General features: G+C 36.6%; 13 protein-coding genes. 12 read left to right on the top strand and 1 reads right to left on the bottom strand.

Annotated elements, in window-relative coordinates:
• The first annotated feature begins 43 nt into the window (after positions 1-43).
• Both CFK40_RS18725 and CFK40_RS18720 read left to right on the top strand, forming a co-directional pair.
• Positions 44-910, top strand: a complete 867-nt coding sequence (locus tag CFK40_RS18725) for a transporter substrate-binding domain-containing protein (RefSeq protein WP_089533895.1) — start codon at positions 44-46, stop codon at positions 908-910.
• Positions 911-920: 10 nt separating this feature from the next.
• Entirely contained in the window at positions 921-1,613 is a 693-nt protein-coding gene (locus CFK40_RS18720; protein ID WP_089533894.1) for an amino acid ABC transporter permease, read from the top strand.
• 29 nt (positions 1,614-1,642) lie between these two features.
• On the opposite strand, the gene CFK40_RS18715 is transcribed toward CFK40_RS18720, so the two are convergent.
• The gene (locus CFK40_RS18715; RefSeq protein WP_089533893.1) at positions 1,643-2,803 is read right to left on the bottom strand and encodes an MFS transporter; all 1,161 of its coding nucleotides are present in this window, start codon (positions 2,801-2,803) and stop codon (positions 1,643-1,645) included.
• 394 nt (positions 2,804-3,197) lie between these two features.
• Here CFK40_RS18715 and CFK40_RS18710 point away from each other — a divergent pair, with 394 nt between their 5' ends.
• The 10 genes from CFK40_RS18710 (at position 3,198) to mbcS (ending at position 14,127) form a co-directional block, all read left to right on the top strand.
• The gene (locus CFK40_RS18710) at positions 3,198-3,590 is read left to right on the top strand and encodes an OsmC family protein (protein ID WP_089533892.1); all 393 of its coding nucleotides are present in this window, start codon (positions 3,198-3,200) and stop codon (positions 3,588-3,590) included.
• Positions 3,591-3,655: 65 nt separating this feature from the next.
• A complete protein-coding gene (locus tag CFK40_RS18705; RefSeq protein WP_089533891.1) occupies positions 3,656-4,450 on the top strand; it encodes a YfkD famly protein in 795 nt (264 codons plus the stop codon).
• 115 nt (positions 4,451-4,565) lie between these two features.
• The gene (locus CFK40_RS18700; RefSeq protein WP_089533890.1) at positions 4,566-5,882 is read left to right on the top strand and encodes a Na+/H+ antiporter family protein; all 1,317 of its coding nucleotides are present in this window, start codon (positions 4,566-4,568) and stop codon (positions 5,880-5,882) included.
• A gap of 58 nt (positions 5,883-5,940) precedes the next feature.
• Complete coding sequence (gene pdaA / locus CFK40_RS18695) at positions 5,941-6,735, top strand: delta-lactam-biosynthetic de-N-acetylase (protein ID WP_089533889.1); 795 nt, start codon at positions 5,941-5,943, stop codon at positions 6,733-6,735.
• Between the two features lie 185 nt (positions 6,736-6,920).
• Positions 6,921-8,129, top strand: coding sequence for a glycerate kinase family protein (locus CFK40_RS18690; RefSeq protein ID WP_089533888.1), 1,209 nt, complete (start codon positions 6,921-6,923; stop codon positions 8,127-8,129).
• Complete coding sequence (locus tag CFK40_RS18685) at positions 8,104-9,558, top strand: SLC13 family permease (RefSeq protein WP_089533887.1); 1,455 nt, start codon at positions 8,104-8,106, stop codon at positions 9,556-9,558. Before CFK40_RS18690 ends, CFK40_RS18685 begins: the two co-directional genes overlap by 26 nt.
• A gap of 17 nt (positions 9,559-9,575) precedes the next feature.
• Complete coding sequence (locus tag CFK40_RS18680) at positions 9,576-10,262, top strand: response regulator transcription factor (protein WP_089533886.1); 687 nt, start codon at positions 9,576-9,578, stop codon at positions 10,260-10,262.
• 7 nt (positions 10,263-10,269) lie between these two features.
• Positions 10,270-11,619: a HAMP domain-containing sensor histidine kinase gene (locus tag CFK40_RS18675; RefSeq protein ID WP_089533885.1), complete on the top strand. Its 1,350-nt coding sequence runs from the start codon at positions 10,270-10,272 to the stop codon at positions 11,617-11,619.
• 4 nt (positions 11,620-11,623) lie between these two features.
• Positions 11,624-12,424 carry a hypothetical protein gene (locus CFK40_RS18670; protein WP_089533884.1) on the top strand — a complete coding sequence of 267 codons (801 nt, stop codon included), beginning with the start codon at positions 11,624-11,626 and terminating at the stop codon, positions 12,422-12,424.
• Positions 12,425-12,549: 125 nt separating this feature from the next.
• Positions 12,550-14,127, top strand: coding sequence for an acyl-CoA synthetase MbcS (gene mbcS / locus CFK40_RS18665; RefSeq protein ID WP_089533883.1), 1,578 nt, complete (start codon positions 12,550-12,552; stop codon positions 14,125-14,127).
• Positions 14,128-14,535 lie beyond the last annotated feature (408 nt).

The following is a 14,535-nucleotide window of genomic DNA, read 5'->3' as shown; positions in this document are numbered from 1 at the left end:
ATTAAGAATTTATCACTATAACAACAGAGGAGTGTAAAAATATATGAAACATTTTAAATTTTTAATGATAGCTTTATTATTCGTTTTAGCTGCATGTGGTGATTCCTCCGGGAGTGAAGCGAAAAAGAATGATGATAAAGCAGATGCTGGTAAGTGGGAAGAAATAAAAGAAGCTGGTGAACTAGTTGTTGGAACATCTGGTACACTTTTTGCTGCATCCTATTATCCAGAAGGCTCAGATAAGTTGACAGGGTATGATGCTGAAGTAATTCGTGAAATAGCAAAACGATTAGACTTAAATGTGACATTTGAAACAATAGGAATTGACGGTTTACTAGCAGCAGTTAATAGTAATCGAATTGATGTGGCGATTAATGATATTGAAATTACGGATGAACGCAAGAAGCAATTTGCTTTTACGGATCCTTATAAATATTCATTTACTTCCCTAATTGTTCGATCAGATGACTTGTCGGGAATTGAAACGTTAGAAGATTTAAAAGGGAAAAAGGCTGGCGGTGGAGCTACAACAGTTTTCAGTGATATTGCACGCCACTTTGGAGCGGAAGTTGTTACATATAGTAACGTTTCCAATGATGTATATCTTCAAGATGTTAATAATGGACGAACAGATACTGTAATTAATGATTACTATTTACAAAAGTTAGCGCTTAAAGCTATTACGCGGTTTGATATTAAAATTCATCCAGATATAAAGTTCCATCCGACGGAACAGGGCATTGTAGTTCATAAAGATGCTACAAAACTGGTGCAAAAGATGAACCAAGCACTTCAGGAAATGCGTGATGATGGAACATTGACTGAACTAGCTAAGAAATTCTATGGTGGGGAAGATGTTTCGAAACAACCTGAAGCAGAAATTCGGGAAATTAAAGAATTAGATTTGTAGGTGTGTAACCATGTTTCATATTGAATTTAACGACGTTCAATTAGAAAAAGTATTTAACACTGAACTAGCGTGGGAAAACCTGCCATTCCTATTAGAAGGCATTCCATTGACGTTGATGATCTCTATCATCGGGATGGCTTTAGGACTTGTGATTGGGTTGTTTTTAGCATTGGCCAGGGGTTCGGAGGCAAAATTATGGCGTTATCCAGCTCGAATGTACATTTCGTTCATGCGAGGCACGCCAATTTTGGTGTTTTTATTTATATTATATTTCGGATTGCCATTCATGGGGATTGAGCTATCAGCAGTTCTAGCAGCAACGCTTGGATTTGGCTTAAATAGTGCAGCATACATTGCAGAAATTAATCGTTCAGCATTAAATAGTATTGACCGGGGACAATGGGAATCTGCTAAGGCATTAAATATTGGCTATTGGAAAACGATGCGCAAAATTATTTTGCCACAAGCCACACGTATTGCGGTTCCACCTTTAACAAATGTGTTTATGGACATTGTGAAAGCTACTTCACTTGCAGCAGTAATTACTGTTCCTGAAATTTTTCAAAAAGCACAAATCGTTGCGGGTCGATCATTTGACTCCATGACAATGTACATCACAATTGCACTAATATACTGGCCGATTTGTATGCTGATATCATTTGCTCAAGACCGATTGGAAAATAAATATAGTAAATTTATTTAATAAGACACTCTGGAGCCCAGAGTGTCTTATTAAACCATTACAGGATTTTTCTTATAAATTGTAGCTACTAATACGGACAATAACATAAATACAATTACATAAAAAAAGGATATACCGGGAAGGAATTGGATGAATAAACCACCTAAATATGGCCCAGTTATACTTCCAATACTAAAGGCTACACCAGTCATAATATTTCCAGTTGGTAGTAATGATCGAGGAAGAATGTCTGCTAAATAAGAAATACTAAGTGAAAATAGCGAACCAACAAAAATTCCAGCGAGTGTAAATAGAACGAACAATCCTAGAGTGGATGTTTCAAAAAATGTTGCTAAAAAGAAACAAACACTTCCAGCGGATAGTACCATAATTAAAATGCTTCTACGGCCAAATCGATCACTTAGAATCCCAAGAGGTATCTGTGAAATAACGCTACCAGCAGCAAAACAAGGTATGATAAGGGACAGTGTTCCTACCTCGTGACCAATTCGCAATCCGTAGATAGGGAAAATCCCGTGTAGTGTTGCCTCCAAAAATCCGTAGCCAAATGCAGGTAATAAGGCTACCCAAGCAATTCTACCTGTTTGAATAAATCGTTTAAAAGAGCTTGTTCCGTGACTTGTATTTACATCTTCTTCAGGCCATTTGTTGCGAACAACTATGAGCATAGACCAAACGAGCATACTTAAAAGCGCAGAAAGCAGGAATGGTAGTGCTTCATTTATCGATAAAAGACGTGTCATTAATGGTCCAAGTGTAAATCCTACTCCGAAAAATAAACCATAAAAGGCTATATCTCGACCTCTAGATTCCTTACTACTAGTTGTTGTGATCCATGTTTGAGTTCCAAAATGAAGCATGTTATCACCAATGCCGATTAGCACTCGCAGAATAAACCAAAACCAAAGGGCATCCCATAATGGAAAAAGCGCTAGTGATACGAAAACGAGAAGTCCACCTAAAACAATAATGGGTTTAAATCCAAATTTCCGCATTGGTTTTTCCATGAATGGTGAGGCAATTAGTACTCCTATGTATAATGCTGTGGCATGTAGACCATTTACTGATGACGAGACACCATTTTGTTCTAAAATAATTGCAAGAAGCGGCAAAAGCATCCCTTGTGAGAACCCGGAAACGGCAACAAGAGAAACTAAGATCCAAAATCTTGATTGCGCTGAAGCCCTCAAAACGAATTCCTCCTTATAAACAAAAAATCCCCATACTCAATCGAGGCCACTGAAAAAGTTAAGTATAGTATTATGTGGATCTACCGTCGCATCCTCGAATATACTACGCTTTCCGCGGGCGAGTGTCAAGCCTCCTCGGACTGCCGTCCTGCGGGGTCTCGCCGATCTCTTACTTCCCGCAGGAGTCTCCGTATATTCAAGGATGCTAGGTTAAGGTGAAAAGATAATTTTTTAAAATCCGCCACTTTTTCAGTGGCCTCACTGAATCTAATTGTATTTTACTGATTGGTCAATCAAGATGGTCGCTAGAAACTCTCCTAAAAGGTTATAATAAATTTAAATTAAGGTAAACAGAACTAGGCGTTTAGTAAATTATTTAAGAGGAGTGAAGAAGATGAAATTTTACTTAAAAGATAGTGGTATGCGGATTGACCTTGATTATGGTGAACTATCGATTTCTGGTAATGAGGACTATGGGTACCGACCATTTCAGCTAATGGTTGCATCTATTGTTGGCTGTAGCGGATCTGTATTCCGTAAAATTTTAGAAAAACAACGAACAGAGATAGAGGATCTGACAATAACTGCAGAAGTTGAACGAAACCCTAAAGAAGCAAATCGAATAGAAAGTATTTCTCTTCACTATGCTGTAAAAGGATATCATCTGAGTAAAGAAAAGTTGTATAAGAACCTAGAACTATCAAGAAAAAATTGCTCAATGATACGGTCAGTTGAGTCTAGTATTACAATTGAGGAAAGTCTGGAAACAATAGAACTAAGTCGTTAAAAAGATTGAGGTATAATATTCGTGTGTCAGAAAAAACTAGTAAGGAAATGAAAGGAATGTGACACATGAATAGGACCCTACTAATTTGGACTGTGACTGCATTAATTTGCTTGATGACTGTTTTTCCAACATCTAGCTTTAGTAAGGAAAAGAAAGCAAAAGACTTTACCGTACCGAATCACGTATTGACAATATCTAAAGAAAATACCTATAGTAATTCTTCAGAAGATCAGGAAATTGTCGAGCCAAGCGAGGCTACAAAAGAATTCATTGAAAAACTAGATATTCCAGTAGAAAACCCTGATTTGATTAAAATGCTGAATGAATCAAGCGTAAACCCATCCCCGTTCTCCATTGGTTATCGCGGTATGATTTATTTAGGAAGATGGGCACTTAATTATAGTTCGTCGGATACGTCGGTTAACTGGGAATATCAAAAAATTAATACGAATGAACAGAGTAATTTTGGTGGCGAAGGCCCTCAACAAATGCATTTCACTCAAAAGGAACAAAAAGAGATAACAGGTGCATTGGTCAATAAAATAGCAAGTCCAGATGACGTGAAGAAGATGATCTTATTAGATGCAATCAAAGAAACGGATTTACCGCTTTCTTATCAAACCGTCATAGGGAAAGACACACAGAAAGATAATGAATATACTATCCCAGTAAACAAAACAGGCAAATTAACGGCATATGTTCCAGCAGTTATTAATAAAGGAAAAGTTACCTTTGGAGATGTTTATATTCAACTTAAAGGTAACAAAAAGTCAATCCAAATAAAAAATGTTACGAAGCAAGGAATTGGTGCATGGATTCCGATTCAGGACCATTTAGCATTTTCTTTCACATTAAACTAGTTAGTTTAAAAAGCCCCTTACGTTAAGGGCTTTTTGCTATGGATAAAAAAGCTTGATTTTTAAACTTTAATGCTTTATCATGGTGAAGTGTTAAAGAAAGAGGAGGTATCGCACCATGGAGTGGGTAGTACTAGTATCCGTTTTAGTTATGACAGTATTAAGTTTACTTCGGGTGAACGTTATTATAGCAATAATATTAGCTTCGATTACAGCTGGTTTGATGGCTGGGTTATCGTTAGTAGAATCAGTCACTATGCTTGTAGATGGAATGGGAGGACAAGCAGAAACTGCCCTTAGCTATATATTACTTGGAGCTTTTGCGGTTGCAATTAGTTATACCGGGATTACAACTATATTAGTAAATTATTTAATAAAGAAGTTAACGGGTAAGAAAACAATGATGATGTTAGCTATTGCTGGAGTGGCATGCTTATCACAGAATTTAATTCCAGTTCATATTGCATTTATTCCTATTTTAATTCCACCATTGTTGAAGCTTTTTGATGAAATGAAATTAGACCGTCGTGGAGTAGCATCTGCGTTGACGTTCGGATTAAAAGCACCATATATCGTGATTCCAGCAGGTTTCGGTCTGCTTTTCCATGAGGTTATTAAGGGAAGTATGGAATCAAATGGCGTAAACATAACAATGGGTCAGGTAACGCTTTCCATGTTAATTCCTGGTCTTGGTATGGTTGTCGGGTTACTTATTGCAGTTTTTATCACGTATCGAAAGGATCGTCTTTCAAAGCCTGGCTCTGGTGGAGGGGACGTGGAAGAAGTATCCACTGCCACTCCGAAAGATGTAGCATTCAATAAAAAGCATTTTTATACGCTAATTGCTATAGTAGTTGCGGTTGCGGTGCAGCTTATAACAGAAAACTTAATTCTAGGCGCATTGACAGGTTTAGTTCTTATGTTTGTATTTATAGTTGTACCGTTTCATAAAGGTGATAGCGTTATGACGGGCGGTATTGCAATGATGGGCACCATTGCATTTGTTATGTTAGTCGCTTCAGGTTACGGCAATGTTTTACAAGAAACAGGTGCAGTTGACGCACTTGTCGAGGTATCTTCAGGTGTCTTTGGAGAAAATAACCAGGCGTTGATTGCATTTATTTTATTACTCGTAGGCTTAGTCGTCACAATGGGAATTGGTTCCTCATTTGGAACGATTCCTATCATTGCAGCACTATTCGTTCCAATATGTATTGCTGCCGGTTTTTCGCCAATTGCAACAGCCACATTAATTGGAACTGCAGGAGCACTAGGAGATGCAGGGTCACCAGCGTCTGACAGTACGCTTGGTCCTACCTCAGGGTTAAATGCTGATGGTCGTCACCACCATATTTGGGATACATGTGTACCAACATTTGTGCATTACAATATACCGTTATTTATATTTGGTTGGATTGGGGCAATGGTATTTTAATCCTTGTATAAATCATATCTTAAAAGGAAAAGGTAAGAAAAAAATAGGGTGGGTAATCATGAAAAAAATAAACACGATGATTGGACTATTCACGTTGTCATTTCTTATCTTTTTCTCTATCTTTCCAGAAAGTATTGCTGCAAGTGGATATGGATGGGGTTTTAAGAAAAGCACAAATCATGAAATCCCTGAAATCGGTAAGTATAAGCAACTATTAGACAAGTATGGTGCATATTATGTTGATGGTTCAGGGGATAAAGTAGTCTATTTAACATTTGATAATGGGTATGAGCAAGGGTACACAGCAAAGGTCTTAGATATACTAAAGAAAGAGGATGTACCAGCAACATTTTTTGTTACCGGTCATTATGTAGATAGTAAGCCAGATCTTATTAAGCGAATGGCAAATGAAGGACATATAATTGGTAACCATTCCTATCATCATCCCGACTTTTCCGTTGTATCGAAAAAGACAATGAAGAAAGAATTAGAAACACTAGAGGATGCTGTTGCGGAAATTACTGATCAAGAGCAAATGAAATACCTCAGGCCTCCACGCGGAATATTTAATGAACAAACGCTGAAATGGGCAAATGATCTTGGTTATACTCATATCTTTTGGTCTTTAGCTTTTACAGATTGGAATACAGACAAACAAAAGGGTGCGAACTATGCATATGAACAAGTAATGAAACAAATTCATCCAGGTGCCATAGTTCTATTACACACCGTTTCATCTGATAATGCAGAGGCATTACCACGAATCATTAATGATTTGAAGGAAAAAGGCTACACATTTAAAAGCTTAGACGATTTGATACTGAAAGATATGCTACCAACTGGAATATACTAAAACCCTTTTAATATTTAAAATAACGAGTACGTTTTCGAATCGGAAGCGTACTCGTTATTTTTAATGAAAGCAATATTTCTAATAATCATCTGTTTTTTCTAATCAAATCTTAATGTAGTTTTCATTAAATATTAGTTTTCCATAGGTATCATCCATAGTAACAAAAGTTATGAGGAGGAAAACTAATGAAAGTTGTTATGATACCATCAGGTTTTAAGGAATGCCTTGATGCCGAAGAGGTAGCTTATTCAATGATGAAAGGTGCAAGGCGTTTTGATCCATTTATTAAAACAGAAATGATTCCAATGATTGATGGTGGGGAAGGTTTTGCGAAAGCCATAATCAAAATAAAAAACGGTGAATTGATTTATAAAGATGTTATAGGTCCGGTAGGTGAAAAAGTCAAAAGCCATTACGGTATTTTTATAGAAGGTAACAAACGAACTGCCGTTATTGAAATGGCAGCGGTTGCAGGGCTGAAACTGGTCCCTAGTTTTCAAAGAAACCCTTTGAAAACCACTACCTATGGTGTGGGTGAGTTGATAATTGATGCATTAGATATGGACGTCGATAAGATCATGATAGGTTGTGGTGATTCTGGTACATCTGATGGAGGTGCTGGCATGGCGCAAGCTCTAGGTGTTCAATTTCTTGATGACGAAAAACAAGTTATCCCAATTATGGGTGGCGAAGATTTACTAAAAGCTTCATCAATTGATACAACACATATAGATAAAAGATTATGTGGTATTCCAATTGATGTAGCTTGCAACTGGACAAATGTGTTATGTGGGAAACAAGGGGTTGCGAGAGTATTTGGTCCACAAAAAGGAGCGAAACCGGAAGAAGTTGAGACGCTTTCATTGGCGTTAGAGCATTATGCAATGTTAATTGAGCAGTCTACTAAAAAGAACGTACGTAATTCTCCAGGGAGTGGGGCATCAGGAGGATTAGGAGCAGGACTGCTTGCATTCGCGGACGCAACATTACATCGCCGATTTGATTTAATCATGAATTATATACAAATTGAGGAAAAGATAGCCACCGCTGATCTAGTTATTACAGCAGAAGGAAGTCTTGATTTTCAAACTCCGAATGGAAAAATTCCTTGTGAAGTTGCGAGGATTGCCAAGAAAAACAACATTCCTGTGATTGCAATAACTGGAACAATTGGACGTGGTGCGGAACTTAATTATGATGTGGGAATCGATGCTTACTCAAGCATAATTCAAAGACCTGTTACGCTTAAGAAAGCAATGTTTAAAGCACCTCAATGGATTGAGGAGAGTGTAGAAGGTATATTACGTCACATTGGGGTTGGCATCATAATGGCTGATAGGAAAACTCTCAGCGAGAGGGAGCTTTCGTATGACAACAAGATCAATCAGGCATGAACATGAAAAAAACCAGAATAATTTTGCTATATTTGTTACTGGATTTTCTACTAGATTATTAGTTGTTGTAGCTATTCATGTTACCTTCCTTGCTCTCATTGTTATGATAGACGGTTTGAATTATTCCGCAAAAGTATCTCTTTTTGCGTTTCTTTCAGCAATGACTTTATGGATAGCCACAAAAGTTCCAGCGGGTTATGTAGCAATTTCGCTTATTGTGTTTATTATTCTCATGAAAGCAGCAGATCCTGAACTGCTGTATCATTCCTTTGGCGAAAAAGTGATTTGGCTGATGCTGGGTGCATTTATCATTGGAGAAGCGGTTAAAGAGTCTGGACTTGCTGATCGATTTGGTCAGTCTATGATGAATCGTGCGAAAGATAAACATTTTGTTATCCGTTCTCTCACATACGTATTATGCCTATCAGCGTTTTTTATCCCTTCTACTTCAGGAAGAGCTGCTTTATCAATGCCAATTGTAAAACAACTGGGTAGTTATTTTTCTACTAAGGAAAGAGAAGTGCTAGCAATTTTAGCACCAGTTATCATCCTAATGAGCACTTCTGCATCATTAATTGGAGCGGGTTCTCATTTAATTGGAGTGGGCTTTTTAGAAACAACCACAGATGAATCCATATCATTTGTTCAATGGCTTATATGGGGAGTTCCATTTGCTGCTGTTGCTTCTTTTTTTACGATGTATATAACCAAAATGTTGTTATGGCCTAAAGAGCAATCAACTCAACGTACAACTTTTAATAAGGATTTCATTCGTACCAAACAGTCAATGTCAAAAATAGAAAAGAAGACAATGGGGATAATTATAGCTTTGATTATCAGTTGGATGACGGAAAGTTTTCATGAATATGATATAGCATTCGTTACGATGATAGGTGCCATTTTATTTATGCTACCTAAATATGGAGTAATTGGCTGGAAACAAGGAGTGAAATCTGTATCTTGGAATTTGATTTTATTTGTTGCTGCAGCTACAGCACTTGGGAAAGTATTAGTAGATTCTGGGGTAGTAAAATGGATTGAAAAAGAGTTAATCGGTGCGCTGCATTTATTTACGGACGCTTCGGAGTTTCTGATTATAGTATTAATTGTATTGGTTACTGTTACAAGTCATTTATATATTACGTCACATACAACGCGGGCGATCGTTTTTATTCCAAGTTTATTGTTATTTGGACAAATGATTGATGCAAACCCTGTGGCAGTAGTGTTTATAAGTTTAATAGGAATAAATTATTGTGTGACGTTTCCGGTAAGTTCAAAGGCACTTCTTCTTTTTTATGAAGAAGATGATAGTAGGTATAAAGCCCGTAATTTGCTCAAGATTAGTCTAGTGCTTATGCCACTATACATGTTAGCAATTATCATGTTTTACTTTACGTATTGGAAGTGGACAGGGTTGTCCATATAAAATGGGGTGTGTAAAAAATGAACAGTCACATATTGATTATTGAAGATGATGAAAATATTGCACGTGTTGTTCAGCTCGAGCTTGAGCATGAAGGTTTCAACACGAGTATCGCATATAGTGGTCGGGAGGGGTTGGCGATTCTTGAAAAAGAAAAACTGGATCTAGTACTTCTTGATGTGATGATTCCAGAATTAAACGGTATGGAAGTATTAAGGCGAATTCGTGCAGTAAACGAGGAAATAATCGTAATTATGCTTACAGCTAGAAACTCTGTATATGATAGAGTGAATGGATTGGATTTAGGTGCGAATGATTATATAACGAAACCTTTTGAAATTGAAGAGGTCCTTGCTAGAATTCGCACGCAATTACGCTTTCATCGGATACAAGTAAAAGATCAATCAGCAGATGTTATTTTCATACAAACACTTGCAATATACCCAAGCTCAAGGGAAGTGTTTATAGATAATGAGCCTGTTGAATTGACCCCTCGAGAGTACGATCTTTTAATTTATCTTGTAGAAAATAAGAATAGAGCACTTGAGCGTGATCAAATATTAAATTATGTTTGGGGATATGATTACTTCGGAGATACGAATGTTATTGACGTATATATTCGCTATTTAAGAAAAAAGTTGCAGGGTGTAAACAATAAACCACTTATACAAACTGTTCGTGGCTTTGGCTACATGATAAAGGAATAAATGGAAAATGGGCTTACGAACTCGAATACAGATGTCAACGACCGTTTTGTTAATTGTTTTACTAGTAATAGCTAATACATCGATTTATCTGATTTTTAAACATAATAGTATCGAATCTGAACAAAACCGTTTAGTGAACACAGCTAGCAATATTATTGAAGAACTCAACACAAATAAACAAAGTACAATTGAGCAGGTTCTCCATTCATACTTAATTACTGATGGTATGATTAGAATTGTAAATCATAAAAATAACCCCATATATCGGACTACAACAGATAATGCTTATAAAGAAATTAAAAGTATATTTAGGAATGATCAATACCAAGATGTAGTAACATATATGGGTTCCAAGTTCATAATTGTATCCATCCCAATTATTGACGAAAAAGGCAATATAATTAGTTTGCAAATTATAGAAAATGTAGATGCAATATTTTCAAACTTTGATGAATTGAAAGGAGTTTTGGTTCTCGCTTCAGTGGTTGTGATTACTATGCTCTTTATAGCTGGATGGATATTGGGAGGCATAATCTCACGACCAGTTCAAAGACTTATCAGCACGATGAAAACAATTGAGGAAAACGAATCATATGAGCAAATTGCAATCACAGAGAGTAGAAAAGATGAATTAATCCAACTTGCCATGTCATTCAATCGAATGATCGCGAAACTAGAAAAAAGCTATTTGACACAAGAACAATTTGTGTCTGATGCTTCTCATGAATTAAAGACCCCTTTAACCGTTATTTTAAGTTATGTAAAATTATTAAAAAGATGGGGTATAGAGCGGCCAGAAGTGAAGTTAGAAGCTATTAATGCAATAGAATCTGAATCTGTTCGGATGAAATATTTAACAGAACAGCTGCTACAATTGGCATCGGCTGAAAAACTAACAGATTCTGAAAAAGAACGTGCCAATATCGTACCGCTTATCGATAAAACAATCAAACGAATTCAACCTATGTATAAAAATAATATCCAGTTTATATCTAGATCAGCCGAACTATATGTAAATATACATGAACAAAGCTTTACTCAACTACTCATTATATTATTAGACAATGCCAATAAATACAGTAGTGACATTATTAAGCTAACACTTATAGAAGAAAAAGATATTTTAAAAATCCGAGTTGAGGATAAAGGTATAGGCATACCTGAAGAAGAACAGCCCTACATTTTTGACCGAATGTACAGAGTAGATAAAACTAGAAACAGAAAAACAGGTGGGACTGGTCTTGGATTGGCCATTGCAAAAAGAATTAGCGAACAACATGGTGGTTATATAATGCTAGAAAGTACTGAAAAAATTGGTTCTATCTTTTTAGTTATATTGCCAAGGTCGGAGGTGTAATTAAGTGAAAGTAAAACTATTTTTGTTAACATCGATCATGATTGGCTTGTTTTTTGTGTTCTATCAGGTTTTGGTGAAAGATATTTCTGCAACGGTTTCTCAAAAGGAGGCAGAAGCAACTGCGTCCAGGCTATATAATGGAGACGTTTTAAAAAGTGAAACCGTGAAAGAGAATAATAATTACACCATTTCAGTTAAAAACGATAGGGGTATTTATCGTTTAATGGTAGATGGTCAAACAAAAGAAGTTAGCAATGTAAAATTAGTTGAAAAAAATGATTCTCTTTTAAAACTGGAAGAAGCAAAGGATGTAATTACTCATGAAATTAATGGGAAAGTTACTAGTATAAAAAAGTCTAGTGAGAAAGCACCGACGCATGCTGAGGCACTCGTGGAAAAAAATCAAAAGAAATTTCACGTTATATACGATTTGAAAAAACAGGTGATTGTATCTTCGGCAGAAATAAAAGTAGACAAGGAAGAAACGAAACAACAAAAAAACGAAATTTCCAAGCAACGAGCAAAAGAAATTGCCTTGAGTCAAATAAACGGTAAACTAACAAATATGAAAAAACTGGATTCTAAGCATGGAATTTTATACAAAGTGACGGTTGAGAATAATTCAGAAGGTGCACATGTTTATGTGCAGGAAAGTACTGGAGAAGTCTCTTCTGTATCATGGTTTTTGAAAAATCAAAAGCCTGATGAGGCTAATGAAGATGAAGATAATGATAAAGAAGATGATAAAGAAGACACAAATGAATCAGACGAAGATGACGATACGGATATAGACAGTGATGATTGAAACAAACCAACTCTTGCTGAACCGTTTAGAATATCTAATTCATTTGAATAGTACAGGTATCAATTTTAAATTTTCATAACCTTTGCTATACTAAATAGATAATCTAGCATTGGAGATGAAAAGTAATGAAAAGAGAAGATTTACTAGCACCTAAAGATTATAACATCGTAATGGAAATGGAACGTTATGCAACTGATCCAACTAGAAAAGCATTGCAGTGGCAAGATGATGAAGGGAATAAAAAAGAAATAACGTATAGTGAGTTAATGAATAAAGTAAACAGAATTGGGAATGCGTTCTTAGAAAATGGTCTGAAACAAGGCGATAAAGTATTGGTAATGATTCCTCGATTAATCGAGGCTTATGAAGTTTATCTTGCAGCATTAAAAACTGGAGTTATCATCATTCCAAGTTCTGAAATGTTAAAGACAAAAGATCTACAATATCGAATAACGCATGGGGAAGTAAGCGGGGTTGTCAGTTATTTTCCATTTGTGGATCAATATAAACAAATTAACGAATATGAAGAATTAAACAGGTTTGTCGTTGGTGGGCCAGCTGAAGGGTGGCTCCATTTAGATTCCTTAGTAGGAGGTACATCTGATGAACTGGAGATGGCAAAAACGAAAAGTGACGATATAGCATTTTTACCATATACTTCTGGTACCACTGGAAATCCAAAAGGTGTTGTCCATACACATGGATGGGGCTTTGCACATTTAAAAACTGCATCAAAAAACTGGTTGTGTATCAATGACGGGGATAAGGTATGGGCAACCGCAGGACCAGGTTGGCAAAAGTGGATTTGGAGTCCATTCTTATCCGTACTAGGATCTGGAGCAACTGGATTTGTGTACAATGGTAAATTTGATCCGAAAACTTACTTACAACTATTAAGTGACAATGATATCAATGTATTATGTTGTACTCCGACGGAATATCGCTTAATGGCAAAGGTGGACAACCTTGATGATTATCAATTACCAGCTTTACATAGTGCTGTTTCTGCAGGAGAGCCATTAAATAGAGAGGTAATTGATACATTTACTAAATACTTTAATGTAACGGTGCGCGATGGTTATGGTCAGACGGAAAATACGTTGTTACTTGGTGTTATGAAGGATATGGAAGTGAAACCTGGATCAATGGGTAAACCAACGCCAGGTAACGAAGTGGATATTATCGATGATAACGGAGATCCTGTTGCAGTAAATGAAATCGGTGATATTGCTGTAAAACTAGACTGCCCAGCTTTATTTAGAGAATATTATAAGGATAGTGAGCGAACAAAAGTATCCCAACGTGGAAACTACTATGTAACAGGTGATCAAGCATCTAAAGACGCGAATGGTTACTTCTGGTTCGAAGGCCGAAGTGATGATATTATCATTAGCTCCGGGTATACAATTGGACCATTTGAAGTAGAGGATGCATTGGTCAAACATCCATATGTACAAGAATGTGCAGTAGTCGCGAGTCCAGATGAAATTCGTGGTAATATCGTTAAAGCATTTATTGTATTACAGGGAAATGTAGATAAAAGCAATCCTGATTTAGTGAAAGAATTACAGGATCATGTAAAAGGATTAACCGCACCATATAAGTATCCACGTAAAATTGAATTTATCAATGAACTACCAAAAACAACATCGGGAAAAATTCGTCGCATAGAATTACGTCAAAAAGAAAAACAAACTAATTAAAAGTGATGAGTAAAGGGTAAAGCTGTTGTATATGGCTTTACCCTTTATTTTTTCGAAAACTGTCTCTGTTTTCTTGACCTAGATCGCCTCCTATCTATTGTACACCGCTGAACAGTCGCCTCCGCTTTTTTTGATCCAGCTGCGCGGGCTAGCGGCTCGTGACGTAAGCAATTGACACTCCGAGCACAAGCCCAGTGCTCTACGGTCCCTTGCTTACGCATTTCGCCGCTGAGCAAGCCTGCTCCGCCTTTCTTGATCCAGCTTCGGCTCCTAGCGGTTAGCAAATAGTTAGTCCTGATGAAATGTACGTAAAGTTCGACGTACTTTTCACAGTCCTATCTATTTGTACACCACTGAACAGTCGCCTCCGCTTTTCTTACAAAAATTTGATCAAAACACTTGAAAGTC

The organism is Virgibacillus necropolis (genome assembly GCF_002224365.1).
GTDB lineage: Bacteria > Bacillota > Bacilli > Bacillales > Amphibacillaceae > Virgibacillus_F > Virgibacillus_F necropolis.
Note: the sequence above shows the minus strand (reverse complement) of the source record. Positions and strands in the feature narration are given on the sequence as shown.